Annotated in this window: 20 protein-coding genes and 1 pseudogene; 15 read left to right on the forward strand and 6 right to left on the reverse strand. The window is 71.3% G+C overall.

Translation table 11 applies throughout. The features are described from left to right. Positions 1 to 108 precede the first annotated feature (108 nt). The 5 genes from ACZ45T_RS17060 to serA all read left to right on the forward strand — a co-directional run bounded on the left by ACZ45T_RS17060 (position 109) and on the right by serA (position 8,690). On the forward strand, positions 109 to 3,015 hold the full coding sequence (locus ACZ45T_RS17060; protein ID WP_468441916.1) for a putative bifunctional diguanylate cyclase/phosphodiesterase: 2,907 nt from the start codon (positions 109 to 111) through the stop codon (positions 3,013 to 3,015). Positions 3,016 to 3,219: 204 nt separating this feature from the next. Beyond that, positions 3,220 to 5,106 carry an acetolactate synthase large subunit gene (locus ACZ45T_RS17065; RefSeq protein ID WP_468441918.1) on the forward strand — a complete coding sequence of 629 codons (1,887 nt, stop codon included), beginning with the start codon at positions 3,220 to 3,222 and terminating at the stop codon, positions 5,104 to 5,106. Positions 5,107 to 5,137: 31 nt separating this feature from the next. After that, positions 5,138 to 5,662, forward strand: coding sequence for an acetolactate synthase small subunit (gene ilvN / locus ACZ45T_RS17070; RefSeq protein ID WP_030857425.1), 525 nt, complete (start codon positions 5,138 to 5,140; stop codon positions 5,660 to 5,662). A gap of 127 nt (positions 5,663 to 5,789) precedes the next feature. Then, entirely contained in the window at positions 5,790 to 6,791 is a 1,002-nt protein-coding gene (gene ilvC / locus ACZ45T_RS17075; RefSeq protein WP_453285949.1) for a ketol-acid reductoisomerase, read from the forward strand. Positions 6,792 to 7,100: 309 nt separating this feature from the next. Continuing rightward, complete coding sequence (serA, locus tag ACZ45T_RS17080) at positions 7,101 to 8,690, forward strand: phosphoglycerate dehydrogenase (RefSeq protein ID WP_468441921.1); 1,590 nt, start codon at positions 7,101 to 7,103, stop codon at positions 8,688 to 8,690. A gap of 128 nt (positions 8,691 to 8,818) precedes the next feature. Here the strand turns inward: serA and ACZ45T_RS17085 are convergent, their stop codons facing one another. Beyond that, complete coding sequence (locus ACZ45T_RS17085; protein WP_468441923.1) at positions 8,819 to 10,375, reverse strand: MFS transporter; 1,557 nt, start codon at positions 10,373 to 10,375, stop codon at positions 8,819 to 8,821. An 89-nt stretch (positions 10,376 to 10,464) separates the two neighbouring features. Between ACZ45T_RS17085 and ACZ45T_RS17090 the strand changes: the two genes are divergently transcribed. Both ACZ45T_RS17090 and ACZ45T_RS17095 read left to right on the forward strand, forming a co-directional pair. Next, complete coding sequence (locus ACZ45T_RS17090; protein WP_468441925.1) at positions 10,465 to 11,046, forward strand: TetR/AcrR family transcriptional regulator; 582 nt, start codon at positions 10,465 to 10,467, stop codon at positions 11,044 to 11,046. Between the two features lie 71 nt (positions 11,047 to 11,117). Further along, positions 11,118 to 12,023 carry a hypothetical protein gene (locus tag ACZ45T_RS17095; protein WP_468441927.1) on the forward strand — a complete coding sequence of 302 codons (906 nt, stop codon included), beginning with the start codon at positions 11,118 to 11,120 and terminating at the stop codon, positions 12,021 to 12,023. 121 nt (positions 12,024 to 12,144) lie between these two features. Here the strand turns inward: ACZ45T_RS17095 and ACZ45T_RS17100 are convergent. Together ACZ45T_RS17100 and ACZ45T_RS17105 are read right to left on the reverse strand one after the other, a co-directional pair. Then, positions 12,145 to 12,261 (reverse strand): annotated as a pseudogene (locus tag ACZ45T_RS17100) (NAD(P)-dependent alcohol dehydrogenase); the annotation flags it as partial. A 94-nt stretch (positions 12,262 to 12,355) separates the two neighbouring features. Further along, positions 12,356 to 13,564, reverse strand: coding sequence for a PucR family transcriptional regulator (locus ACZ45T_RS17105; protein WP_468441929.1), 1,209 nt, complete (start codon positions 13,562 to 13,564; stop codon positions 12,356 to 12,358). Between the two features lie 159 nt (positions 13,565 to 13,723). On the opposite strand from ACZ45T_RS17105, the gene ACZ45T_RS17110 reads away from it, so the two are divergent. The 4 genes from ACZ45T_RS17110 to ACZ45T_RS17125 all read left to right on the forward strand — a co-directional run bounded on the left by ACZ45T_RS17110 (position 13,724) and on the right by ACZ45T_RS17125 (position 17,624). Further along, positions 13,724 to 14,650, forward strand: a complete 927-nt coding sequence (locus tag ACZ45T_RS17110) for a proline dehydrogenase family protein (protein ID WP_468441931.1) — start codon at positions 13,724 to 13,726, stop codon at positions 14,648 to 14,650. Between the two features lie 31 nt (positions 14,651 to 14,681). Next, positions 14,682 to 16,313 (forward strand): L-glutamate gamma-semialdehyde dehydrogenase, encoded by a 1,632-nt coding sequence (gene pruA, locus ACZ45T_RS17115; protein ID WP_468441933.1) that lies wholly within the window; start codon positions 14,682 to 14,684, stop codon positions 16,311 to 16,313. Positions 16,314 to 16,566: 253 nt separating this feature from the next. Continuing rightward, positions 16,567 to 17,424, forward strand: a complete 858-nt coding sequence (locus ACZ45T_RS17120; protein WP_468441935.1) for a hypothetical protein — start codon at positions 16,567 to 16,569, stop codon at positions 17,422 to 17,424. Beyond that, positions 17,418 to 17,624, forward strand: coding sequence for a hypothetical protein (locus ACZ45T_RS17125; protein WP_468441937.1), 207 nt, complete (start codon positions 17,418 to 17,420; stop codon positions 17,622 to 17,624). Before ACZ45T_RS17120 ends, ACZ45T_RS17125 begins: the two co-directional genes overlap by 7 nt. Here ACZ45T_RS17125 and ACZ45T_RS17130 read toward each other — a convergent pair. Continuing rightward, positions 17,621 to 18,322, reverse strand: a complete 702-nt coding sequence (locus ACZ45T_RS17130; protein ID WP_468441939.1) for a nitroreductase family protein — start codon at positions 18,320 to 18,322, stop codon at positions 17,621 to 17,623. The two genes, ACZ45T_RS17125 and ACZ45T_RS17130, sit on opposite strands and share 4 nt — an antisense overlap. Before the next feature lie 110 nt (positions 18,323 to 18,432). On the opposite strand from ACZ45T_RS17130, the gene ACZ45T_RS17135 reads away from it, so the two are divergent. Continuing rightward, positions 18,433 to 18,975: a GNAT family N-acetyltransferase gene (locus ACZ45T_RS17135; RefSeq protein ID WP_468441941.1), complete on the forward strand. Its 543-nt coding sequence runs from the start codon at positions 18,433 to 18,435 to the stop codon at positions 18,973 to 18,975. Between the two features lie 21 nt (positions 18,976 to 18,996). On the opposite strand, the gene ACZ45T_RS17140 is transcribed toward ACZ45T_RS17135, so the two are convergent. Together ACZ45T_RS17140 and ACZ45T_RS17145 are read right to left on the reverse strand one after the other, a co-directional pair. After that, entirely contained in the window at positions 18,997 to 21,027 is a 2,031-nt protein-coding gene (locus tag ACZ45T_RS17140) for a phosphocholine-specific phospholipase C (RefSeq protein ID WP_468441943.1), read from the reverse strand. Positions 21,028 to 21,146: 119 nt separating this feature from the next. Further along, positions 21,147 to 22,160 (reverse strand): NADP-dependent oxidoreductase, encoded by a 1,014-nt coding sequence (locus ACZ45T_RS17145; RefSeq protein ID WP_468441945.1) that lies wholly within the window; start codon positions 22,158 to 22,160, stop codon positions 21,147 to 21,149. Positions 22,161 to 22,261: 101 nt separating this feature from the next. On the opposite strand from ACZ45T_RS17145, the gene ACZ45T_RS17150 reads away from it, so the two are divergent. From ACZ45T_RS17150 to ACZ45T_RS17160, 3 genes are all read left to right on the forward strand, one after another. Then, positions 22,262 to 23,155, forward strand: coding sequence for a LysR family transcriptional regulator (locus ACZ45T_RS17150; RefSeq protein ID WP_468441947.1), 894 nt, complete (start codon positions 22,262 to 22,264; stop codon positions 23,153 to 23,155). 260 nt (positions 23,156 to 23,415) lie between these two features. Continuing rightward, positions 23,416 to 23,544, forward strand: a complete 129-nt coding sequence (locus ACZ45T_RS17155) for a hypothetical protein (RefSeq protein ID WP_468441949.1) — start codon at positions 23,416 to 23,418, stop codon at positions 23,542 to 23,544. Positions 23,545 to 23,624: 80 nt separating this feature from the next. Beyond that, a complete protein-coding gene (locus tag ACZ45T_RS17160; protein WP_468441951.1) occupies positions 23,625 to 24,665 on the forward strand; it encodes a 3-isopropylmalate dehydrogenase in 1,041 nt (346 codons plus the stop codon). Positions 24,666 to 24,697 lie beyond the last annotated feature (32 nt).

Raw genomic sequence — 24,697 nt, forward strand, 5'->3', positions numbered from 1 at the left:
CTTTGGGGGGCGACGGGCGATGCACGGCCAATGGACGAAGGATCCGATGCGGCAGAGCCGCCGAAGGCGACGATGGGGTGCGCGGGAACCAGCCGGCGAGGGGGACCGGTGAGTGCCCCGGGGACGGCGCTCCTGAACCGGCCGTCCGTCTCCGGCGGAGGCAGGTGCCTGGCGATGCAGCTCCTCCTCGCACTGGTCAGTGGCGGGTACGCCGTCGGCGCCGCCCTCAACTGGGGATCGGAGGAAGTTGCCGAGATCATGGGCGACTTCGGACTCAGCGCGGCCGGCATACTCGCCGCGGCCTCCTGCTACTCCTACGCGCGGGCCATCGACAGCCGTGAACGCCCCGCCTGGCTGCTCTTCGCCTTCTCCTCCCTCATGGGCGCCACCGGGAACGCCATCTGGGGCTGGTACGAGGTGATCCTCGGCGAGGCGGTGCCGAAGCCCTCGCTCGCGGACTTCGCCTTCCTCTGCTTCGCCCCGCCCGCCATCGTCGGCCTGCTGGTCCTCGCCAAACGCCCGGTCACCCGCGCCGGCTGGGTGTGCCTGGGGCTCGACTCCTGGCTCATCGGCGGCTCCCTGCTCACCCTGTCCTGGAGCCTGGCCCTGGCCCACGCGGCGCGGACCGCCCAGTCCGGCGCCCCCGGCAGCGTGCCGCGCGCCGCGCTCTCCCTCGCCTACCCGCTCCTGGACATCGCGCTCGTCTCGATGGTCCTGGTCCTGCACTTCCGGCGGAGCGAGACCAACCGCTCCGCCGTCAACACCGCCATCGCGGCGCTGGCCCTGACCGTGCTCAGCGACGCCCTGTTCACCTCGCCCCTGCTGAGCGCCGAGTACCAGTCCGGACAGTTGCTCGACGCCGGCTGGTTCGTGGGCTCGCTGCTGCTCGCGTACGCGCCCTGGGGCGCCCGGCGCATGCACCCGGGCCCGGAGCCCGCCGGGCGCCCGCGGCCGGAGCGGGTGCACAGCCGCCCGATCACCGGCTCGCTGCCCGCCCTCACCCCGTACCTCGCGGCGGCCGTGTGCACCCTCGGCATCCTCTACAACGTGGTGGACGGCCGGAAGGTCGATCGGATGGTCGTCTTCACCGGTTGCACGGTCGTGCTCGCCCTCGTCATCCGGCAGGGCATCATGCTCCTCGACAACATCGCGCTGACCCAGGAACTGGCCCAGAAGGAGAACCACTTCCGCTCCCTGGTCCAGGGCTCCAGCGACGTCATCATGATCGCCGCGCCCACCGGGACCCTGCGCTACGTCAGCCCCGCCGCCGCCGGGGTCTACGGCCGCGAGGCGGAGGAGCTGGTGGGCACCGAGCTCGCCACCCTGATCCATCCCGACGACCTCGGCCGGGTGGTCCACGAGGTACGGCGCTTCCTCGCCGCACCGCCGGCCGAGGAGCCCACCACCCGCATCGAGTGCCGCTTCAAGTCGGGCGGCGGCGAGTGGCTCAACGTGGAGTCCACCGTCAACCGCCACCAGGGCGGGCTCATCCTCAACAGCCGGGACGTCACCGAACGGGTCCGCCTCCAGGCCCAGCTCCAGCACAGCGCCGAGCACGATCCGCTGACCGACCTGCCCAACCGGGCGCTCTTCACCCGCCGCGTCCGCCAGGCCCTGACCGGCCGGCGCGCCGGAGACCACAGCACCGCCGTGCTCTTCATCGACCTCGACGGCTTCAAGGCGGTCAATGACACCATCGGCCACCAGGCCGGCGACGAGCTGCTCATCGAGGCCGCACGCCGGCTCCAGGACTCGGTCCGCGTCGGGGACACCGCCGCCCGCCTCGGCGGCGACGAGTTCGCCGCGCTGATCCTGGGCGACGGGAACCGCGACCGCAGCGCCCGCGAGTATCAGGTGCGCGAGATCGCGGACCGGCTGCGCACCACCCTCTCCCAGCCGTACCGGATCGGCGGCAGCGAGGTACGGGTCGCCGCCAGCATCGGCGTCGCCTTCGCCGACCCCGGCATCACCCCTTCGGACCTGATGCGCAACGCGGATCTCGCGATGTACCGGGCCAAGGCGGGGGGCAAGGACCGCGTCGAGATGTACGCCCCCCAGATGCAGGCCGAGGTCGTACGGAAGGCCGAGCTGGCGGGCCGGCTGCGGACCGCACTGCACGAGGGCGAGTTCGCCCTGCTGCACCAGCCCGTGGTCTCGCTGGCCACCGGCGAGATCTCGGCCGTCGTCGCGCAGGCCCGCTGGCGTTCCGCCCAGGGGATCCTCTTCACCCCGGCGGAGTTCCTCCGGGTCGCCGAGTACAGCGAGGGCGGCTCCGGCGCCCCCGGTCCCGACACCCTCCCCGGCTTCGCCGGCGCGTTCCCCACCCGCGCCGCCGAGCTGGGGCGCTGGCTGCTGGAGGAGGCGGTGGAACAGGCCGCCGACCGGCACCGGGCCGGGCACGACGTGCCCGTGGCCGTACGGATGACCGCCCAGCGGCTCCTGGACCGCGCCATGCCGATCGGCTCCGTGGAGGCCCTGCTGACCCGGTACGGGCTGCCCTCCGGGGCCCTGGTGCTGGAGCTCGCCGTATCCGATCCCAGAGTGCCCTTCGACGACCTGGAGCGCCGCCTGACGGCCTTGCACCGGCTCGGGGTGGGCATCGCCCTGGACGGTTTCGGCAGCGGCTATGCGGCCATCAGCGCCCTGCGTCGCCTCCCGGTGGACATGCTCAAGCTGGACCGGGGTCTGGTGGAAGGGGTGGTCGAGTCCGCCCGCCTGCACAAGATCACCGCCGGCCTCTTGCGGATCGCAAACGACCTGGGCATGCAGTCGGTGGCCGACGGCGTGGACCTACCCGAACAGGTGATGGCCCTGCGCGCGATGGGCTGCACCCACGGCCAGGGAATGGCGTTTTCCGGACCGCTCGACGAGTACAGGCTGCGGCGCGCCCTGGTGCGCGGTACGTTCCCAGTACCGGGCGGAGCAGCCCAGCCCGCTCTGGCAGGCGGTTCCCCCGGGGGCTCGATGGCCATCCACAGAGGCTCACATAATGAGACGCCCGTCCCACCTACTTGACATCACCCTCCCGCCGGAGGGAGGGTCAGTGCCATGCGCACCCGAATTCTCGTACTTGGAAAGCGCGTCGGCTGAAGCAGGGGCCAGCATGTCCCCGCTCAACACACCCGACGCGCTCCCCTCGCTTGCCTCCCGGCACGAGGGGTTTTTTGTTGCACTGGCACAGAGTCGAATCCGCGTAAAACCCTCAGCTTCGAGAAGAGAATGCCGATGACCGAGCAGGCCACCGGGGCCCACCATCCGCAGCCGCGGCCCCGTTCCGGCGGACACCAGTCCGCCGCAGTTGAGCACGTCACGGGTGCGCAGTCCCTCATCCGCTCTCTCGAAGAGGTGGGGTGCGACACCGTCTTCGGGATTCCGGGAGGTGCCATCCTCCCCGCGTACGACCCGATGATGGACTCCAAGAAGGTCCGTCACATCCTGGTCCGCCACGAGCAGGGCGCCGGTCACGCCGCCACCGGCTACGCGCAGGCCACCGGCAAGGTCGGCGTCTGCATGGCCACCTCCGGCCCCGGCGCCACCAACCTGGTCACCCCCATCGCCGACGCGCACATGGACTCCGTCCCGCTCGTCGCGATCACCGGCCAGGTCTCCTCCAAGGCGATCGGCACCGACGCCTTCCAGGAGGCGGACATCGTCGGCATCACGATGCCGATCACCAAGCACAACTTCCTGGTCACCAAGGCCGAGGACATCCCGCGGACGATCGCCGAGGCCTTCCACATCGCCTCCACCGGCCGCCCCGGCCCGGTCCTGGTCGACATCGCCAAGGACGCCCTCCAGGCGAAGACCACCTTCTCGTGGCCGCCCACCCAGGACCTCCCCGGTTACCGGCCGGTCACCAAGCCGCACGCCAAGCAGATCCGCGAGGCCGCCAAGCTCATCTGCCAGGCCAAGCGCCCGGTCCTGTACGTCGGCGGCGGCGTCATGAAGTCCGGCGCGACCGCCGAGCTGAAGGTCCTGGCCGAGCTGACCGGGGTGCCGGTCTGTACCACCCTGATGGCGCTCGGCTCCTTCCCCGACAGCCACCCGCTGCACGTCGGCATGCCGGGCATGCACGGTTCGGTCACCGGCGTCACCGCGCTCCAGAAGTCGGACCTGCTGATCGCCCTCGGCACCCGCTTCGACGACCGCGTCACCGGCAAGCTGGACAGCTTCGCCCCCTTCGCCAAGATCATCCACGCGGACATCGACCCGGCCGAGATCGGCAAGAACCGCGCGGTCGACGTCCCGATCGTCGGCGACGCCCGCGAGGTCATCGCCGACCTGATCCAGGCCGTCCAGGCCGAGCACACCGAGGGCAACGCCGGGGACTACACCGCCTGGTGGAACGACCTCAGCCGCTGGCGCGAGACCTACCCGCTGGGTTACGACCTGCCCGAGGACGGCAGCCTCTCGCCCCAGCAGGTCATCGAGCGGATCGGCGCGCTCGCGCCGAAGAGCACCATCTTCGCGGCGGGTGTCGGCCAGCACCAGATGTGGGCCTCGCACTTCGTCAAGTACGAGGAGCCCCGCACCTGGCTGAACTCCGGCGGCGCCGGAACCATGGGCTACGCGGTCCCGGCCGCGATGGGCGCCAAGGTCGGCATGCCCGAGCGCACGGTCTGGGCGATCGACGGTGACGGCTGCTTCCAGATGACCAATCAGGAACTGGTCACCTGCGCGCTGAACAACATCCCGATCAAGGTCGCGATCATCAACAACGGTGCGCTGGGCATGGTCCGCCAGTGGCAGACCCTGTTCTACAACCAGCGGTACTCCAACACCGTTCTGCACGCCGACGAGACCGGCCACGACACCGTCGGCTCCCAGCTCGGCGAGTCCATCGCGCCCCGCAAGGGCACGCGCGTCCCGGACTTCGTCAAGCTGTCGGAGGCCATGGGCTGCGTGGCGCTGCGCTGCGAGGACCCGGCCGACCTGGACAAGGTCATCGCCGAGGCCAACGCGATCAACGACCGTACCGTCGTGATCGACTTCATCGTCCACGAGGACGCCATGGTGTGGCCGATGGTCGCCGCCGGCACCTCCAACGACGAGGTCATGGCAGCCCGGGGCGTCCGTCCCGACTTCGGCGACAACGAAGACGACTGAGCCGAGAGAGCCGAGAGAGAGAACGCCCCACATGTCCAAGCACACGCTCTCCGTCCTGGTCGAGAACACGCCCGGCATCCTCGCCCGGATCGCCGCACTGTTCTCCCGCCGCGGGTTCAACATCGACTCGCTCGCGGTCGGTGTCACCGAGCACCCCGACATCTCCCGCATCACCATCGTCGTGAACGTCGAGGACCTCCCGCTGGAGCAGGTGACCAAGCAGCTGAACAAGCTGGTCAACGTGCTCAAGATCGTCGAGCTGGAGCCCCACAACGCCATCGAGCGCGAGCTCGTTCTGGTGAAGGTCCGCGCCGACAACGAGACCCGGTCGCAGATCGTCGAGATCGTCCAGCTGTTCCGCGCCAAGACGGTCGACGTCTCCCCGGAGGCCGTCACCATCGAGGCCACCGGCGGAGCCGACAAGCTCGGCGCGATGCTCAAGATGCTGGAGCCCTTCGGCATCAAGGAGCTCGTGCAGTCCGGCACGATCGCCATAGGGCGTGGCGGCCGGTCCATCACGGACCGCAGCCTGCGCGCGCTCGACCGCAGCGCCTGACCCGGCCGACGCACCGGCTACGCAAGCCGGTCGGACACGCTCAGCTCGCATAGCGAGACCGAGAAACTCAGATTCCGTTCCCCGCCGTACGGTGGGAGCAACACCAGCGCACCAAGGAGATATCCCAGTGGCCGAGCTGTTCTACGAGAACGACGCCGACCTGTCCATCATCCAGGGCCGCAAGGTCGCGGTCATCGGTTACGGCAGCCAGGGCCACGCCCACGCGCTGTCGCTCCGTGACTCCGGCGTCGACGTCAAGGTCGGCCTGAAGGAGGGCTCGAAGTCCAAGGCCAAGGCCGAGGAGCAGGGTCTGACGGTCGTCCCCGTGGCTGAGGCCGCCGAGTGGGCCGACGTCATCATGATCCTGACCCCGGACCCGCTGCAGGCCGAGATCTACGAGGAGTCCATCAAGGACCACCTCAAGGACGGCGACGCGCTCTTCTTCGGCCACGGCTTCAACGTCCGCTACGGCTTCATCAAGCCCCCGGCCAACGTGGACGTCGCCCTGGTCGCCCCGAAGGGTCCGGGTCACCTGGTCCGCCGCCAGTACGAGGAGGGCCGCGGCGTTCCGTGCATCGCGGCCGTCGAGCAGGACCACTCGGGCAACGCCTTCGCGCTGGCGCTCTCGTACGCGGCCGGAATCGGCGGCACGCGCGCCGGTGTCATCAAGACCACCTTCACCGAGGAGACCGAGACCGACCTGTTCGGTGAGCAGGCCGTTCTCTGCGGTGGCGCGTCCGCGCTGGTCAAGGCCGGTTTCGAGACCCTGACCGAGGCCGGCTACCAGCCGGAGATCGCGTACTTCGAGTGCCTGCACGAGCTGAAGCTCATCGTGGACCTCATGTACGAGGGCGGCCTGGAGAAGATGCGCTGGTCGGTCTCCGAGACCGCCGAGTGGGGCGACTACATCACCGGCCCGCGCGTCATCACCGACGCCACCAAGGCCGAGATGAAGAAGGTCCTCGCGGAGATCCAGAGCGGCGAGTTCGCCAACACCTGGATGGCCGAGTACAAGGCCGGTCTGCCGAAGTACAACGAGTACAAGAAGGCCGACGAGGAGCACCTGCTGGAGACCACCGGCAAGAAGCTGCGCAAGCTGATGAGCTGGGTCGACAACGACGAGAGCTGATCTCGTGACGGCGGGGCCGGGACGCGGTGTCCCGGCCCCGCCGCGCATCACCGGACACTCCACGGGCTCCGGTCGCACGGGGCGTCCCGAGCACCTGGAATCCACCCCTCCGGGGTGTGGCTTGTCCAACCCGGCCAACCCCGGAAGGGTGATCCTTCCGTACAGGCGGAAATCCGGTCCGTCAGCGCCACTACACTGCTCAACACATACGCGTCAGGCCCACAGTGTCGTGCGTCTTCCACGCGGCTACCCCCTCCACCGCCTGCGGCCGTCGGGACGGCCGTCCGCACTGGACTTGTGAGGACCCACGTGAGCTCGAAACCTGTCGTACTCATCGCCGAAGAGCTGTCGCCCGCCACGGTTGAGGCGCTCGGCCCCGACTTCGAGATCCGGCACTGCAACGGCGCCGACCGCGCCGAGCTGCTGCCCGCGATCGTCGACGTGGACGCGATCCTCGTGCGATCCGCCACCAAGGTCGACGCCGAGGCCATCGCCGTGGCCAAGAAGCTGCGGGTCGTCGCGCGCGCCGGCGTCGGTCTGGACAACGTCGACGTCTCCGCCGCCACCAAGGCCGGCGTGATGGTCGTCAACGCCCCGACCTCCAACATCGTGACCGCCGCCGAGCTGGCCTGCGGCCTGCTCGTCGCCACCGCCCGCAACATCCCGCAGGCCAACACCGCCCTGAAGAACGGTGAGTGGAAGCGGAACAAGTACACGGGTGTCGAGCTCAGCGAGAAGACCCTCGGTGTCGTCGGCCTCGGCCGCATCGGCGTCCTGGTCGCCCAGCGCATGTCGGCCTTCGGCATGAAGGTCGTCGCGTACGACCCCTACGTACAGCCCGCGCGCGCCGCCCAGATGGGCGTCAAGATGCTGACGCTGGACGAGCTCCTGGAGGTCGCCGACTTCATCACCGTGCACCTGCCCAAGACCCCCGAGACCCTCGGTCTCATCGGGGACGAGGCCCTGCACAAGGTGAAGCCGTCCGTCCGCATCGTCAACGCCGCGCGCGGCGGGATCGTGGACGAGGCCGCGCTGTACTCGGCCATCAAGGAGGGCCGCGTCGCCGGCGCCGGTCTGGACGTGTACGCGAAGGAGCCCTGCACGGACTCCCCGCTCTTCGAGCTCGACCAGGTCGTCTGCACCCCGCACCTCGGCGCGTCCACGGACGAGGCCCAGGAGAAGGCCGGCGTCTCGGTCGCCAAGTCGGTGCGCCTGGCGCTCGCCGGTGAGCTCGTGCCGGACGCGGTCAACGTCCAGGGCGGCGTCATCGCCGAGGACGTCCGTCCGGGCCTGCCGCTCGCCGAGAAGCTCGGCCGCATCTTCACCGCCCTCGCGGGCGAGGTCGCGGTCCGCCTCGACGTCGAGGTCTGCGGCGAGATCACCCAGCACGACGTCAAGGTGCTGGAACTCTCCGCCCTCAAGGGTGTCTTCGAGGACGTCGTCGACGAGACGGTCTCCTACGTCAACGCGCCGCTCTTCGCGCAGGAGCGCGGCGTCGAGGTGCGCCTGACCACCAGCTCGGAGTCCCCGGACCACCGCAACGTGGTCACCGTCCGCGGCACCCTGTCGGACGGCCAGGAGGTCTCGGTCTCCGGCACGCTCGCGGGCCCGAAGCACCTTCAGAAGATCGTCGGCGTCGGCGAGTACGACGTGGACCTGGCGCTCGCCGACTTCATGGTCGTCCTGCGCTACACCGACCGCCCCGGCGTGGTCGGCAAGGTCGGCCAGCTGCTCGGCGAGGCCGGCCTGAACATCGCGGGCATGCAGGTCGCCCGCGCCGAGGAGCACGGCGAGGCGCTCGCGATCCTCACCGTCGACGCCGAGGTCCCGGCGAACGTCCTCGCGGACATCGCCGCCGAGATCGGCGCCGTCTCGGCGCGCACCGTCAGCCTCGGCTGAGGCCGACCGATAGACCGATAGACCGATTGACGGACTGACCGGATGACCGGCTGACCGGCAGGACATACGCGAAGGGCCCGGGGGAGACCGCCGGGCCCTTTCGCGTTCCGTCCGCCACCGCGCACCGATCAGTTGTACGTCTCCTCGTGGACGCGGACTCCGGGAGCCTCGGCCGGCTCCGCCGCGGGCGGGGCGGGGGCTTCGATCCCCCGCATCAGAGCCGCGGCGAGGACGGCCGCCCCGAGCAGCAGCGCCGTACCGCCCCAGGCCGCGTACTGCATGCCGTGGACGAAGGCCTCCCGGGCCAGGGCCAGCACCTGCTCGCCCGCCGCGCCGCCGGCCTGGTGGGCCGTGGCGACGGCCCCGCCCAGGGTCTCCCGCACCGCGGGCTCGGAGTCCGCCAGGTCGTTGCGGTAGACGGCGGTGCTCAGGCTGCCCAGCAGGGCCATCCCGAGCGCCCCGCCGAACTCCTGGCCGGTCTCCAGCAGGGAGGCGGCGGAACCGGCCTTCTCGGCGGGGGCCGAGGCCAGCGCCATGTCGGACACCAGGGACATCACGGTGACGATGCCCGAGGCCAGCACCCCGGCGCCGATCAGCAGCAGCCAAAGGGAGTCCGTCCCGACCAGGCCGACCAGGGCGAACCCGGCGGCGGCGAGGGCGAACCCGCCGGCGATCACGTAGGCCCGGTCCACCTTCTGGGCCAGGGCCGCGGCGACCGGGGCCGCGGCGCCGATGACGAGCGAGGGGGCGAGGCTCCACAGGGCGGCTTCCAGCGGGCCCATGCCGAGCACCGACTGGAGGTACTGGGTGGTGAAGTAGGCCGAGCCCATCATGGCGAAGGCGGCGATGGTGTTGAGGCCGATGCCCGCGCCGAAACCGCGGCCCTGGAACAGCGCCCGGCTCACCATGGCGTCGTCACGGGTGCGCTGGCGGCGGACGAAGACGTATCCGAAAGCCAGGCCGACGGCGAGGCAGCCCACGTGGAGCGGGGCGAAGCCCTCGGCGGCGATCTCCTTCAGGCCGTAGACGACCGGCAGCACGGCGGCCATGGACAGCGGGACGCCCAGCAGGTCGAAGCGGCCGGGGGCCGGGTCCTTGAACTCCGGGACCAGCACGGGGACCAGGATCAGCAGGAGCAGCATCGCGGGCACGTTGATGAGGAAGACCGAGCCCCAGGAGAAGTGGTTCAGCATCACACCGCTGAGGACCGAGCCGAGGGCGATTCCGCCGGTCATGGCCCCGGACCAGATGGCGATGGCCTGGCCGCGCTGCTTGGCGTCCTGGAAGAGGTTGCGGACGAGGGCCAGCGTGGAGGGCATCAGGGTGGCGCCGCCGATGCCGAGCAGCACGCGGGCCGCGATGAGCATCTCGGCGCTGGTGGCGTAGCCGGCGCCGATCGAGGCGAGGCCGAAGGCGGTCGCGCCGATCAGCAGCAGCTTGCGGCGGCCGATCCGGTCGCCGAGCGAGCCCATCGTGATCAGCAGGCCGGAGAGGGCGAAGGCGTAGCTGTCGAAGATCCAGAGCTGCTGGGTGGCGCTGGGCTGGAGCTCATCGGTGATCGCCGGGATGGCGAAGTAGAGGACGGAGACGTCCATCGAGACCAGGAGCAGCGGCAGCACGAGGACGGTGAAGGCGGTCCATTCGCGGCGGCCGGCGAGACGCGCTGTGGCGGCGGGGTTCGTCATGGGAAGGAATATACAGATGTCTTAAACGCCTGTCTATGACGGATGTCTAGAACTGTTGTCTGGGACGGCTGTCTTGCTACCGTGTGGGCATGGGACATCGTGAAGATCTGCTCGAAGGCGCCAAGAAGTGCCTGGTCGAGAAGGGGTTCGTGCGCACCACCGCGCGCGACATCGTCAGTGCCTCGGGGACGAACCTGGCGTCCATCGGCTACCACTACGGCTCCAAGGACGCCCTGCTCACCCAGGCCTTCATCGGCCTGATGGAGGAATGGGGCGAGGTCTTCCAGGCAGGCCTGGAGGGCGAGGGCGGCTCGCTGGAGCGCTTCCGCGCGCTCTGGGAAGGCGTCCTGGCGCAGCACGAGAAGGCGGGTCCGGTCTGGTCGGCCAGCCTGGAGGTGGCGCTGGGCCGCGACCAGCGGCCGGAGCTGCGCGCGATGCTCGCGGCCTCGCAGGCCGAGGGGCGCCGCGGCCTGATCTCGATGCTGACCGGCACCCCGGAGGACCAGCTCGACGACCGGGACGTCCGCACGCTGGGCACCTTCTATCAGGCGCTGCTGAACGGCCTGATGATCCAGTGGCTCTTCGATCCGGAGTCGGCCGCCACGGCGGAGGAGTTCACCGAGGGCATGCGCCGGGCCGCCGAGGCGATGACGCGTCCTTCGGGACGGTAACCGGAGCCGGAACCGCCGCCGGGCGTGCCCCGTCCCACCCCCGCACCGGCCCGAGGCGAGGGGGAGTCGTGATGGCGAGAACCGGTAGGGGAGCGAGAGCGCGAGCGGGGTCCGGAGCGCGGGCCGGGGCGGCGCTCTGCGCCCTGGCGGCGGCGCTGCCGGCCGCCGCGTGCGGTGCGGAGCGGGCCGGGCCGAGCACCCCTGGGGACACCCGGCCGCGCATGGAGGAGGTGGCCGCCGCCTGGGAGGGCTCGGCGGCCCTCCGGCAATGGCGTGAGGGCTTCCATCCCCTGGACCCCCCGGACTGGCAGCCGCCGGGTGGCTTCCGCTCCGGGGAGGACAAGGCGGCGCATCTGGCAGGGCACTTCGTCCTGCGCACCGGGCTGCCCGACACGCCGCCGCCGGCCACCGCGATCCGCTGGTTGGACGGCAGCACGCTCACCGTGCCGCTCCAGAGCGCGGTGGAGGCGTACGGGGAGATCGACCGGGACCCGGACCGCGAGCCCTCCCTGACGGTCACGGGCGCCACCTTCGGCGAGACCACCGTACGCACCAGCCGCGGCCCGGCCCGGGTGCCCGCCTGGCTGTTCACGGTGGAGGGGTACGAGACCCCGCTCGCCCGCATCGCCGTACGCCCGCAGGAGCTCCCGAAGGCCCCCATCGAGGCCCTGGGCGCCTTCGACGACGGTACGGCGCCCCTCTCGGGTCACTCGGCCACCCCGGACGCCACGGCCTTCACCGTGCGGGCGGGCCACGGGAGCTGTGACGACGGGGTCGCCGTGGACGTCCTGGAGGGCGCCGACACGGTGGTGCTGGCCGGGCGGATCCTGCCCCGCCCGGGGCAGGGCCCGGGCACACCGTGCGACGCGGCGGTGCGCGTGCAGAGCGTCCCGGTCACACTGACCCGGCCGGTGGGCCACCGGATCGTCGTCGACGCGGCCACCGGCGTACCCCTGGAGCACCAACGGGGCGGCTGACCGCCTGCGGTCCGTCACCCGGTGATGACGACCTCGGCGCGCGCGTGCTCCACTTCGAGGTACCTGATTGCTTCGGGCACCTCGCGCAGGGCACAGGTCCGGTCGATGACCGGGGCGAACTCGTACCGCACACAGCGGTCACCTCCGCGCCGAACGCCTTCGCGATCTGAACGGCGAACGTCCCCACGCACTCTGACGCGCCGTCGACCAAGACCTGCTGCCCCGGCCGAGCCCGAGCACCAGGCGCGCCAGATGAGGGTCGCCCCACATGAGGTGCCAGTCGCGCGCGTACCGTCCTGGGTGCGCCACAGAGACCCCCGGAGACACGCCCCCTACGTCAGGCGGGCGGCCTTGAGGGCCATGTGGAGCAGCAGGCGGTCCTCGCCCTCGTCCAGGTCGAGGCCGGTCAGCTGTTCCACCCGGGCGAGGCGGTAGTAGAGGGTCTGGCGGTGGATGCCCAGGGCGGCCGCCGCGCGGCCCGCCTGGCCGGCGCAGTCCAGGAACACCTCGGCGGTGCGGGCGAGTTCGCGGTGAGCCGGGGTCAGGAGGGCGCGCGCCGCCGGGTCGTCCACCGGTTCGGCGGCGAGGGTCGCCAGCAGCCGGTACGGGCCGATGGCCGACCACTGGGCGACCGGGCCGAACCGGGGCTGGGCGACGGCCGCCCGGGCCGCGGCGACGGCCTGCCCCCAGGCGGCGGGCAGCTCCCCGAGGCCCCGGACCGGCTCACCGACGCCCGCGGTCATCCGGTGGGCGGCGAGGCCGGCCGGCCCGGCGGACCCGGGGGCTGCGGCTCCCGCTCCGGCCGTGCGCGGCAGCAGCCGGGCCACCGCCGTCAGGGCCGGGGCCAGCGCGTCCGTCGAGCGGATCCGCAGCAGCACGGCCAGGTCGCCGCCCGGGTGATCGGTGCCGTCGGCCCCGCGGGGGACCACGCACACGGCCGCCGCGCCGGGTACCGACGCCGGAGCCTCCCCGGGCCACGGCGCCACGCACACCACCGCGTGCAGGCCGTCTCCGCCCGGGCCCAGGGCGACCCGCAGCGCGGCCACCGCCATGTCCTGCTGCCAGCCCCGCCCGGCCGTGAGCACCGCCAGGAACTCCCGCGACAGGTCGGCCCCCGCCTTCGCCTCCTCGGCGAGCAGGACCCCGATCCGCTGGGCCACCTCCATGGCCGCGTCCAGCGCCGCCGGTTCGGGGCCGGGCGTGCCGGGCTCCTGGTCGAGGAGCCACACGTAGCCCTGCACGATGCCCCGGTAGCGCACCGGCAGGCAGATCCGCGCCCGGAACACCCCCGCGTCCGGTGCCGCCGGGATCCGGACGGGCCCGGTGGCGCGGGCGATGCCGAAGCCCTCGAACCAGGACCGGACGGCCGCCGTCGACTGCCGGGTCAGGATCGAGCGGGTCCGTACCGGGTCCATCGCGAGATCGTCGTCGCTGTCGTGCGCGCCGAAGGCGATCAGCCGGAAGTCCCGGTTCTCGAGTGTCGCGGGGGCGCCGAGCAGCGCCGAGATCTCGTCCACCAGGTCCTGGTAATCGCCCTTCACCCGGACATTCTCCCACCCCCGCACCGGCTCTTCAGACAGATGTCTGAGATCCGGGACACGGATGCGTGACAGCTGTCGATGGCAGAGGATCAAAGCGATCCTTAGGTTTCACGGTGGTTTTACTTGAGCTTTTCTTCTGCCACCCGCTGGAGGTGCCCCGTGCTGGGTCCCGTGATCCTCGCCGCTTCGCGCAGCGACAAGATGCGTCGTATCGTCTCTGCCGCCCCGGTGACCAAGCCCGTGGTGAATCGGTTCATCCCCGGTGAGACGGTCGACCAGGTCATCCCGATCGTGGAGGACCTCACGCGCAGCGGCCTCGAGGTCACCCTCGACGTGGTGGGCGAGGACATCACCGAGGTGGAGCAGTCCCACGCCGCCCGCGACGCCTACCTCCAGCTCATCGAGCGCCTCGCGGAGCTCGGCCTCGGCGAGACCGCCGAGATGTCGGTGAAGCTGTCGATGTTCGGCCAGGCCCTCCCCGGCGGCCACGAGCTCGCCCTCGCCAACGTCCGCCCGGTCGTCGAGGCCGCCGCCGCCATCGGCACCACCGTGACGCTCGACGCCGAGGACCACACCACCCTCGACTCGATGTTCGCCATCCACGAGGAACTGCGCCGGGACTTCCCGCAGACCGGCTGCGTGATCCAGGCGTACCTCTTCCGCACGGAGGCCGACGCCCGCCGCCTCGCCGCCGCCGGCAGCCGCGTCCGGATCGTGAAGGGCGCCTACAAGGAGCCCGCCGAGGTCGCGTACCAGGACAAGGCCGAGATCGACAAGGCGTACGTCCGGATCATGAAGATCCTGATGGACGGCGAGGGCTACCCGATGATCGGGTCCCACGACCCGCGCCTGATCGCCATCGGCCAGGAGCTCGCCCGCCAGGCCGGGCGCAAACTGGACGAGTACGAGTTCCAGATGCTGTACGGCATCCGCAGCGAGGAGCACCTGCGGCTCGCCGCCGAGGGCCACCGGATGCGCGTCTACACCGCGTACGGGACGGACTGGTACGGCTACTTCATGCGCCGCCTCGCGGAGAAGCCGGCCAACCTCCTCTTCTTCCTCCGCTCGATGATCACCAAGAACTAGCCAAGAACCAGGTCAAGGAGTTACCAGCCCCATGGATGCTGTGACCCAGGTCCCCGCTCCGGTCAACGAGCCGGTCCACTCGTACGCCCCCGGCACCCCGGAGCGCGCGCGTCTCGAAGCACAGCTCAAGCAGCTGTCCGAGAACCCGATCGACCTTCCGATGACGATCAACGGCGTCAAGCGGATGGGCGGCGGCGAGCGCTTCGACGTCGTCCAGCCGCACGACCACAAGTCGGTGCTCGGCACGTACGCCAACGCCACCCAGGCCGACGCCCAGGAGGCCATCGACGCCGCCCTGGCCGCCGCCCCGGCCTGGCGCTCGATGTCCTTCGACGACCGCGCCGCGATCATCCTGCGCGCCGCCGAGCTGCTGTCCGGCCCGTGGCGCGAGAAGCTCGCGGCCTCCACCATGCTGGGCCAGTCGAAGACCGCGCAGCAGGCCGAGATCGACACCCCGTGCGAGCTCGTCGACTTCTGGCGCTTCAACGTCCACTTCGCCCGCCAGATCCTGGCCGAGCAGCCGGTCGCCAACTCCGCCGGCGTGTGGAACCGCAGCGACCACCGCCCGCTCGAAGGCTTCGTCTACGCGATCACGCCGTTCAACTTCACGGCCATCGCCGGCAACCTGCCGACCGCCCCCGCCCTCATGGGCAACGTGGTCCTGTGGAAGCCCTCCCCGACGCAGACCCACTCCGCGATCCTCCTTATGGAGCTCCTGGAGGAGGCCGGCCTGCCGAAGGGCGTCATCAACCTGGTGACCGGCGACGGCATCGCGGTGTCGGAGGTGGCCCTGAACCACCCCGAGCTGGCCGGCATCCACTTCACCGGCTCGACCAAGACCTTCCAGTACCTCTGGAAGACGGTCGGCAACAACATCGAGAAGTACAAGTCCTACCCGCGCCTGGTCGGCGAGACCGGTGGCAAGGACTTCGTCGTCGCGCACCCGTCCGCGGACCGCGCGATCCTGAAGACCGCGCTGACCCGCGGCTCCTTCGAGTTCCAGGGCCAGAAGTGCTCGGCGTCCTCGCGCGCCTACGTTCCGGCCTCGATCTGGAACGACGGCTTCAAGGAGGCCTTCGCGGCCGAGGTCGACGGCATCGCCATGGGTGACGTCCGCGACCTGACCAACTTCATCGGCGCCGTCATCGACGAGCGTTCCTTCGCGAAGAACAAGGCCGCGATCGACCGCGCCATCGCCGACCCGACCTGCGAGATCGTCGCCGGCGGCACGTACGACGACTCGGAGGGCTACTTCGTCCGCCCGACCGTCATCGCGTGCACCGACCCGGAGAACGAGGTCTTCACGACCGAGTACTTCGGCCCGATCCTCGCCGTGCACGTCTACGAGGACGCCGACTTCGACGCGATGCTGGCCCAGATGGAGTCCGTCTCGGCGTACGCCCTGACCGGCTCGATCATCGCGGCGGACCGGTACGCGGCGGCGGACGCGATGGAGAAGCTCCGCTTCGCGGCGGGCAACTTCTACATCAACGACAAGTCCACCGGCGCCGTGGTCGGCCAGCAGCCCTTCGGCGGCGGCCGCGCCTCGGGCACGAACGACAAGGCGGGCGCCGCGACCAACCTGCAGCGCTGGACCTCGACCCGCTCCATCAAGGAGACGCTGGTCGCGCCGACCGAGTACGGCTACCCCCACATGGGCTGACCTCCCGCCCGGCTGAACCCCGCCCCCGCTCCGGTACCCCCAAGTCCGGAGCGGGGGCGGTTCCAGTTCCCGGGGCGGGCAACTCCTGTTAGCCTGAGTGGAGTTGTCGTGTACGGCGACACGCTCCACGACTCGGGCCCGGCTTCCCGAGGGAGCTCAGGGCTCTGACGAGCTCCCGTGCGGGGTGGGATTCACGACTGGGAGATACGCACACCTCTACGCTGCCGTGCCGGGGCGCAGCCCGGGGAGACGTATGTCCAAGCGCACCGACAACCGCCACCGCACAGCCACCATCTGCCGCGAAGCGACGGGGCTCCCGCACCACACCTGCCTGCAGTGGGCCGCCGACGGCCTGATCAGCCGCCAACAGCCCGTCCCCGACGCGGACGCCGCCGACCAGCGGGCCCTGGAGGCCGAAGTGGTGGTGCGACTCGCCAATGGGCTGCGCCACGAGCAGGTCGACGGAGCGGTACTCGGAGTGGTCCGGGCCGTACCGCACCCCGAGGGCGCCGAGCTCTGGCTGCACCCCGCCATGGCCCGCAAAGTGCTGGACGTGCTGCTGCCCCGTACCGACTGGGGCGAGAGCCTGCGCGGCGTTCCGGGGCTGCGGCCGGTACGGGAGGGCGGTCGGGTCCGGCTGCGGAGCCTGGGGTGCGACGCCTCGGTGGTGCTCGCGCATCCCGACCCCGGGTGGGCCTCCTACCTCGACAAGACCGCCTGCCCGGACCACATCTACTGGCACCACCGGGACCGCCTGCACCCGGTCGAGGATCGCTTCCGGGCCGGGGCACGGGAAGCCGGTCCCGACCGGGACCGGCTGCTCAGCCGGCTGATCCGGCGGCCGCGGCTGGTCAACGCGACGGGCTCGGCCCACGGCTGGGCGAACACCTACAGCCGCGGCGACCGCGAGCTGTCCATCGAGTGGTGCTGCTCCGTAGAGGCGGACGAGCTGGCCAGGCGGCTGCGCCGCAGCGGGCTGACCGCCGGCCGGAGCGACGGGGCCGGGTGGGGTCCCGGACGCCTGGCCTTCGGCGATGCGGCGCTCACCGTACGGAAGGCACCGTGCGGGCTGGTGCCGCCGGCCATGAACCCGAGGGTCGGCGCGTGCTGACCGCGGCGATCGTGACGGCGGCCGTGCTCGGGGTGACCAAAGTGGTGCGGGACTGGCTCATCCTGCGGCACGTGCGGGCCGCCATGGAGGGGTGCTCCGCCAAGGACCGGGTGCGCATCGGGCTGCGGCTGGCCGGGGCGCTCGGCGGGCGGCGGTCCACGGGGGAGGGGCCGCCCGCCGGGCCGGAGGGCGGGGCCTAGACCTCGACGATGACCTGGTCCAGGGACTTGCGGACCAGGTCGGGGACCTCGCAGTCGGCCGCCGGGTAGCCGACCGGGATCACCGCGAAGGCCTTCTCGTTCTCGGGGCGGCGCAGGACCTGGCCGAGGAAGCGCATCGGGCTCGGCGTGTGGACCAGCGCGGCCAGGCCGGACAGGTGCAGCGCGGACAGGAGCATGCCGACCGCGATGCCGACCGACTCGTCGACGTAGTAGTGCTTGTGCTTCGTGCCGTCCGGGCCCAGCCAGTAGCGCTGCTGGAAGACCACGACGAGGGCCGGGGCGTCCGTGAGGTGGGTCTTGATGGCGTCCGTGCCCAGGGGGCGCAGGGCGGCGAGCCACTCCTCGCCGAGGCGGCCGTCGTAGGAGAGCACCTCCTCCTGCTCGGCGGCGGCGCGGATCTGCTCCCGTACGACGGGGTCCTTGACCAGGACGAAGGTCCACGGCTGCTGGTGGGCGCCGGAGGGGGCGGTCGCGGCGCACGCGATGGCGTCGCGGACCACCTGCTCGGGCACCGGGTCGGGGGAGAAGTGGCGTACGGTCCGCCGCTCGTCCATCCGCGCCCGCAACTCGGCGGAACGCGCGAGGGATTCCTGGCGCGGCATGCGCGCCGGCCGGTAGGCGGCGGGACGGTACGGCTGGCCGTGGATCGGGGTCCACTGCTGGGTATCGGGCGACATGGGGCGATTCTGCCGAGGTATTGGTCCAGACCGCCAGAGCCCCGTCGGCCGATTCCGGCCGGTGGAGGGCGTTTCGGCGTCCGCAATGCGGGCCGGGGTAGGTTCGGGGAATGAACGACCGCATCCGGACCGCCCACACCGCGGAGCTGACCGGGCAGGAGCTGCGCGAGATCCGGAACCTGCTCGACACGGCCTTCGGCGGGGACTTCGCCGAGGAGGACTTCGAGCACGCGCTGGGCGGGATGCACGTCCTGGTCCGGGAGGGCGGGGAACTCCTCGCGCACGGGAGCGTCGTACAGCGCCGGGTGGTGCACGCGGGCCGGGCCCTGCGCACCGGCTACGTGGAGGCCGTGGCCGTACGGCAGGACCGCCGGCGCCAGGGGCTCGGCGGGCTCGTCATGGCTGCGCTGGAAGGGATCATCGAGCGGGCGTACGTGCTCGGGTCGCTGTCGGCGTCCGAGGACGGGGCCGCGCTGTACCGGGGCCGCGGGTGGCAGGTGTGGGGCGGGCGGATCGGCGTGCTCTCGCCCGCCGGGCCCGTCCCGCTCCCCGAGGAGGAAGGGTCCACCTACGTGTGGGCGCCGCCCGGCGGGATCCGGCTGGACCCCGCGGGGCGGCTCGACTTCGACTGGCGGGACGGGGACGTGCTGTAGCCGCGACCGCCTAGGGCGGCACTAGGAGCCCGAGATGCTGGGCGCGCCCGACTCGATGTGGCCGGTGTAGCGGCGTGACCAGGTGCCGTCGGAGTCGGCCAGGATCGTGAAGTCGTACCAGCCGTTGCTGTAGGCCACGGCGTTGAAGTAGTCCTCGCGCGAGGAGCGCGCCGGGACCGTGTAGGTCCACGGGCCGTCCGTGCGGTAGGCGTTCGAGCGGATCGTGAAGGTGACGGGGGCGCCGGAGGCGTTCGTCATCTTGAAGTAGACCGCCGTCTTGCCGGTGCCCGGCTCGACCGCGAAGCGGGCCGCCACCTCGATGTCCTTGCCCGCCTTCGAGGCGTCGCCGATGAAGCGGCGCAGGAAGCGGTTCGGCCCGTGCATCGAGATGTCGTACTTGCCCGAGCCGTGTCCGAGGCCGATGTTGAAGTAGTCGCTGCCGGCGGCGCCCGCGTCGACCGTGTACTGCCAGGCCGCCGTGTCCCGGTGCTGGTGCGGGTGGATCGAGAAGTGCGCCGCCTGCTTCGCCTCGGCGCCCTGGTTGGTCATGGAGAACCAGGCCAGGATCTTGCCGGCCGCCCCGAACTCGAAGCGGTCCAGGTTGCCGTTCACCTGGTACGGCAGGGCACGCGCCGGGCGGGTGCCGGGCTCCTGCGCCGGGAGGGCGTTGTCCTGGGGCGCCGGGTTGGGGAGCGGGCCGCAGGTCGACTGGCCGATCACCTTGGCGGTGGACGGGAGGCCCGCGGGGACCCCGTAGACCGGGTGCGCGAAGTCGAAGACGCCGGTCAGGTCGCCGGTCACCTTGCGGCGCCAGGCGCTGATGTTCGGGCAGGTGGCGGGGGTGCCGAGGGCGGCCGTCCACTTCTCCATGAACCGCAGTACCGAGGTGTGGTCGAAGACCTCCGAGCTCACCCAGCCGCCGCGGGTCCACGGGGACATGACCAGCATCGGCACGCGGAAGCCGAGGCCGATCGGGGTGCCGTCGAGGTACTCGCCCGGGGTGCCGGGCGGGGCGACCGGCGGCGGCACGTGGTCGAAGAAGCCGTCGTTCTCGTCGTAGTTGAGGAAGAGGACCGTGGAGTCGAAGACCTCGGGGTTGGCGGCGAGCGCGCGGTAGACCAGGTCCACGAAGTGCGCGCCGTCGCCGGGCGGGGCGTAGGGGTGCTCGGAGAAGGCCTCGTTGGCCACGACCCAGGAGACCTGGGGGAGGGTGCCGGCGACGACGTCGGCGCGGATGGCGGCCGCGATGTCGTCGGGGGTGGAGCCGGTGACCTTGGGCACCGAGCCCATGCCCCGGTCCCACAGCGGGTTGCCGGGGGCCGCGTCCGTGAACTTCTTGAAGTAGGCCAGACCGTTGTCCCCGTAGTTGTCCTGGGCGTTCTGGTAGACCTTCCAGCTCATGCCGGCCCGCTGGAGGGCCTCCGCGTACGTCTCCCAGGTCAGCCCGGACTCGTCGCCGCCGTCCTTGCTGGAGGCGTCGATCTTGCCGCTCCACAGGAACGTGCGGTTCGGGCCCGTCGCGCTGAGGGTGGAGCAGAAGTAGGCGTCGCAGATCGTGTAGTTGTCGGCGAGGCCGTAGTGGAAGGGGATGTCGCCCCGGTCCAGGTAGCCGAGCGTACGCGTGTTGCCGACGCCGGTGACCCAGTTGTCCATCCGGCCCTTGTTCCAGGCCGCGTGCTGCGAGGTCCAGCTGTGCGGGAGGTCGCCGTTGCACTGGGCCAGGGTCTCGCCGTCCACCCCGCCCGCCGGCGGGGTGGCGCTGAGCTTCCACGGGTACTGCCGGCCGCCCCAGTTGGGCTGGTTGAACATGCCCCAGCCGCCCGGGATGTTGCCGGCGGCGCGGTCGCCGAACCCGCGGACACCCTTCAGCCTGCCGAAGTAGTGGTCGAAGCTGCGGTTCTCCTGCATGAGGATCACCACGTGCTTCACGTCGGTGATGGTGCCGGTCGCGGCGGCCGCGGCCGCCGTCGTCGGCAGGGCCGCGGGCAGGGCCGCCCCCGCCACCAGCCCGGCGCCGATTCCCACGAAACCTCTGCGGCTGATCGGTGTCACTGGCCCCTCGCCTCCAACTCAAGTGCCCCGCTGGCACATTGACGGCAAGAGTGACGGGGTCCGGCTCAAAGGTCTACATGCGTGCGGTAAGAGTTCGGTGAACTTCCGGGTGGCCGGAATCAGCCGTCGATCCGCACGAGCATCTTGCCCAGATTGTCCCCGCGGAACAGGCCGAGGAAGGCCTCCACCGTGTGGTCAAATCCCTGCACAACGGTGGTATCGGTACCGATCCGGCCACTGCGCAGATGCGGGACGAGGAAGTCCTCCAGCTCGTCCTGCAGATTGGTGTGATTGCGAACCAATACCCCTTCCAGGCGCAGCGACTTGTGTACGACCTCGAAGAGGTTGCGGGGCGCGGCGGGGGAGCGGTCGCCGTTGTAGATGGAGACGGCGCCGACCCAGGCGATCCGCCCGTACTCGCGCAGCACGTCGATGGCGCCCTCCAGGTGGTCGCCGCCGACGTTGTCCACGTAGACGTCGATGCCCTCGGGCGCGGCCTTCGCGAGCTGCTCGCCGACCGGGCCGTCGTGGTAGTCGAAGGCCGCGTCGAAGCCGAGCGCCTCGGTGAGGTGGCGGACCTTGGCCGGCGAGCCCGCGCTGCCGATGATCCGGCGGGCGCCGAGCAACCGGGCGATGTGCCCGGTGGCCGTGCCGACCCCGCCCGCGGCGGCGGAGACGTAGAGGTCCTCGCCCTTGCGGAGCCCCGCGGTCCGGGTCAGGGCCGCGTACGCGGTGAGGCCGGTGCCGCCGAGGACGGAGAGGTAGGCCTCCAGTGGGACGCCCTCGTGGCCGCGCAGCTTGCGGGTGCCGTCGACGCCGAGGCTGACGAGCGCGTGCGTACGCCAGCCCTCGCGGTGGAAGACCAGGTCGCCCTCGGCCAGCCCCGGGTCGCGGGAGGCGATGACGCGGCCCACCGAGCGGCCCTCCAGCGGGGCGTTCAGCTCGAAGCCGCCCTCACCGCCGTCCATCATCCCGCGGTGGTACGGGTCCACCGAGAGCAGCAGGTTCGCGACGAGGGCGGTGCCCGGCTCCGGTTCCGGGACGGGGAAGCCGACGTGGGCGAAGTCCGTGGCGGTGGGGAAGCCGGTGGGGCGGGAGATCTGGTGGACGGCGTAAGCGGTGTTCTCGGTCATGGCCCCGACGCTAGGAAGGAATCTCCCGGCCGGGCAGGGGGTTTGGCTCATGGAAGCCGCCGATGCATGAGCGGCGCTCATAGAACGAGGTGGGGGCCCCGGTGTCCGATCTTCTCCCGCAGGAACTGCGCATCCTGGTCGCCGTCGCCGAGACCGGCGGCTTCTCCGCCGCGGCCGCCGGACTCGGCATCACCCAGTCGGCCGTCTCGCACTCCGTGCGCGGCAGCGAGGCCAAACTCGGAGCGGTGCTCTTCGAGCGCGGGCGGACCGGGGCCTCGCCCACCCGGGCCGGGGAGCGGGCGGTCGGCCACGCCCGCCGGATCCTGCGCCTGTACGAGGTGATGGGCGCGGAGGCGCGCGGCGCGGGCCGCACCCCGGGCGGGGACCCCGGCCGGGACGCGGTCGAGGGCGTGCTCCGGATCGCCGCGTTCCGCAGCGCGGCCCTGCACCTGCTGCCGCCCGCCCTGGAGCGGCTGACCGCCCGGCACCCCGGCATCCGCCCCGAGGTCCGGGTGGTGCGCGAGATCGGCGCCGGCGCGGCCGGGGAGGTGGCCGCGGGCCGGGCCGACCTGGGCATCGCCACGCTGGGCGCGGGGGAGGGGGCGCTGCCCGGCCTGCTGAGCGGGGTGCTCGCGGAGGAGGCGTACCGCCTGGTGCACCCGGCCGGGCATCCGGACCCGAGGGCGCTGCCCCTGATGGACTGGGACGAGAACTGCGGTTCCTACACCCGCTCCTGGTGGCGGGCCCAGGACTGGATCCCGCGGGCGACCGTCAAGGCGGAGGACGACGCGATGGTGCTGACCATGGTCGGCCGCGGGATCGGCATGGCGATCATGCCCGAGCTGTCCCTGCGGGAGGCGACCGAGGCGGTCGACATCACCGATCTGGGCCCCCGGGGGCCGGTGAGGCAGGTGGGATACGTCACCACGCCGGAGTTGGCCTCGACTCTCGCCGTGAGGGCTCTGATCAGGGAACTTCGCTCCGGGAAGGGCTGAAACGGACCCTGCCGACGGAGCTTTTCGAGGGGTGCCGCGTCTCAGATAGTAGGAAGTCCGAGTAATTGCCGAGACATACAGCGGGACCTGCCCTAGCTTTGTAGAAGCCGAACGTCTCGCCGATCCGGCGAATGGCGGTCGAGAGCGCGCGCCCCTGGCAGGCAACCCCTGCGGCGCACTGCTCCCCGCCTCTTCCGGCGCCTTGAAGGAACCCCTCATCCGTGGCTTCGCCACGCCGTGATCTCAAGGAGTCGATCACCATGACCGCAATCACCGCCCCCCGTCGCGTCCGCCACACCTCCGCCTCGGCCGCCGACCGCAAGAACGCCGCCGCAGCCCTCCAGCGCGCCCTCGACCGCCGTGACAACGGCGGGGCGACCGGCCACTGACCAGCACCGGCCCGGACATTCTGCGTCCACATGGTGGACGCAGAATGTCTGAGGGCTGGGACACGGAGTACGGTTCCGTCATGTCGACCAGCATCAATCTCGCAGTGATCCCCGGTGATGGCATCGGCCAGGAAGTCGTGGCTCAGGGACTCAAGGTCCTTACCGCGGTCCTGCCCCAGGATGTGAAGCTGGAGACCAAGCAATACGATCTCGGCGCCCAGCGCTGGCACCGCACCGGTGAGACCCTCCCGGACGCGGAGCTCGAGGCCCTCAAGCACCACGACGCGATCCTGCTGGGCGCCATCGGCGACCCCTCGGTCCCGTCCGGTGTACTGGAGCGCGGCCTGCTGCTGAAACTCCGCTTCGCCTTCGACCACTTCATCAACCTGCGCCCGTCGAAGCTGTTCCCGAACACCGCCACCCCGCTGGCCGGCCGTCCGGAGATCGACTTCGTCGTGGTCCGCGAGGGCACCGAGGGCCCGTACACCGGCAACGGCGGCAGCCTGCGCACCGGCACCCCCGCCGAGGTGGCCACCGAGGTCAGCATCAACACCGCGTACGGTGTCGAGCGCGTGGTCCGTGACGCGTACGAGCGGGCCAACGCCCGCCCCCGCAAGAAGCTGACGCTGGTCCACAAGAACAACGTCCTCGTGTACGCGGGCCACATGTGGAAGAACATCTTCGACAAGGTCGGCCAGGAGTACCCCGAGGTCACCACCGACTACCTGCACGTCGACGCCGCGACGATCTTCTTCGTCACCCAGCCCGAGCGCTTCGACGTCATCGTCACGGACAACCTCTTCGGTGACATCCTCACCGACCTGGCCGCCGCCGTGACCGGTGGAATCGGCCTGGCCGCCTCCGGGAACATCAACCCGACCGGCACCTTCCCGTCCATGTTCGAGCCCGTCCACGGCTCGGCCCCGGACATCGCCGGCACCGGCAAGGCCGACCCGACCGCGACGGTCCTCTCCGTCGCCCTCCTGCTGCGTCACCTGGGCTTCGAGGCCGAGGCGGTCCGCATCGAGGACGCGGTCTCCGCCGACCTGGCCGAGCGCGACGGCACGTTCCGCTCCACCGACGCGATCGGCGACGCCCTCGCCGCGCGAGTAGCCGGCTGACCCGGCAGCTCCACCCTCAGGAAGCCGTCGGG

This window comes from Streptomyces sp. NPDC030995 (genome assembly GCF_055571215.1).

Excerpts from the sequence above, each read along its gene's own strand:
- ACZ45T_RS17065 (WP_468441918.1), top strand. The coding sequence starts at position 3,220 with ATGCCGATGACCGAGCAGGCCACCGGGGCCCACCATCCGCAGCCGCGG.
- ilvN (WP_030857425.1), top strand. The coding sequence starts at position 5,138 with ATGTCCAAGCACACGCTCTCCGTCCTGGTCGAGAACACGCCCGGCATC.
- ACZ45T_RS17085 (WP_468441923.1), bottom strand. The coding sequence starts at position 10,375 with ATGACGAACCCCGCCGCCACAGCGCGTCTCGCCGGCCGCCGCGAATGG.
- ACZ45T_RS17090 (WP_468441925.1), top strand. The coding sequence starts at position 10,465 with ATGGGACATCGTGAAGATCTGCTCGAAGGCGCCAAGAAGTGCCTGGTC.
- ACZ45T_RS17095 (WP_468441927.1), top strand. The coding sequence starts at position 11,118 with ATGGCGAGAACCGGTAGGGGAGCGAGAGCGCGAGCGGGGTCCGGAGCG.
- pruA (WP_468441933.1), top strand. The coding sequence starts at position 14,682 with ATGGATGCTGTGACCCAGGTCCCCGCTCCGGTCAACGAGCCGGTCCAC.
- ACZ45T_RS17120 (WP_468441935.1), top strand. The coding sequence starts at position 16,567 with ATGTCCAAGCGCACCGACAACCGCCACCGCACAGCCACCATCTGCCGC.
- ACZ45T_RS17130 (WP_468441939.1), bottom strand. The coding sequence starts at position 18,322 with ATGTCGCCCGATACCCAGCAGTGGACCCCGATCCACGGCCAGCCGTAC.
- ACZ45T_RS17135 (WP_468441941.1), top strand. The coding sequence starts at position 18,433 with ATGAACGACCGCATCCGGACCGCCCACACCGCGGAGCTGACCGGGCAG.
- ACZ45T_RS17145 (WP_468441945.1), bottom strand. The coding sequence starts at position 22,160 with ATGACCGAGAACACCGCTTACGCCGTCCACCAGATCTCCCGCCCCACC.
- ACZ45T_RS17155 (WP_468441949.1), top strand. The coding sequence starts at position 23,416 with ATGACCGCAATCACCGCCCCCCGTCGCGTCCGCCACACCTCCGCCTCG.
- ACZ45T_RS17160 (WP_468441951.1), top strand. The coding sequence starts at position 23,625 with ATGTCGACCAGCATCAATCTCGCAGTGATCCCCGGTGATGGCATCGGC.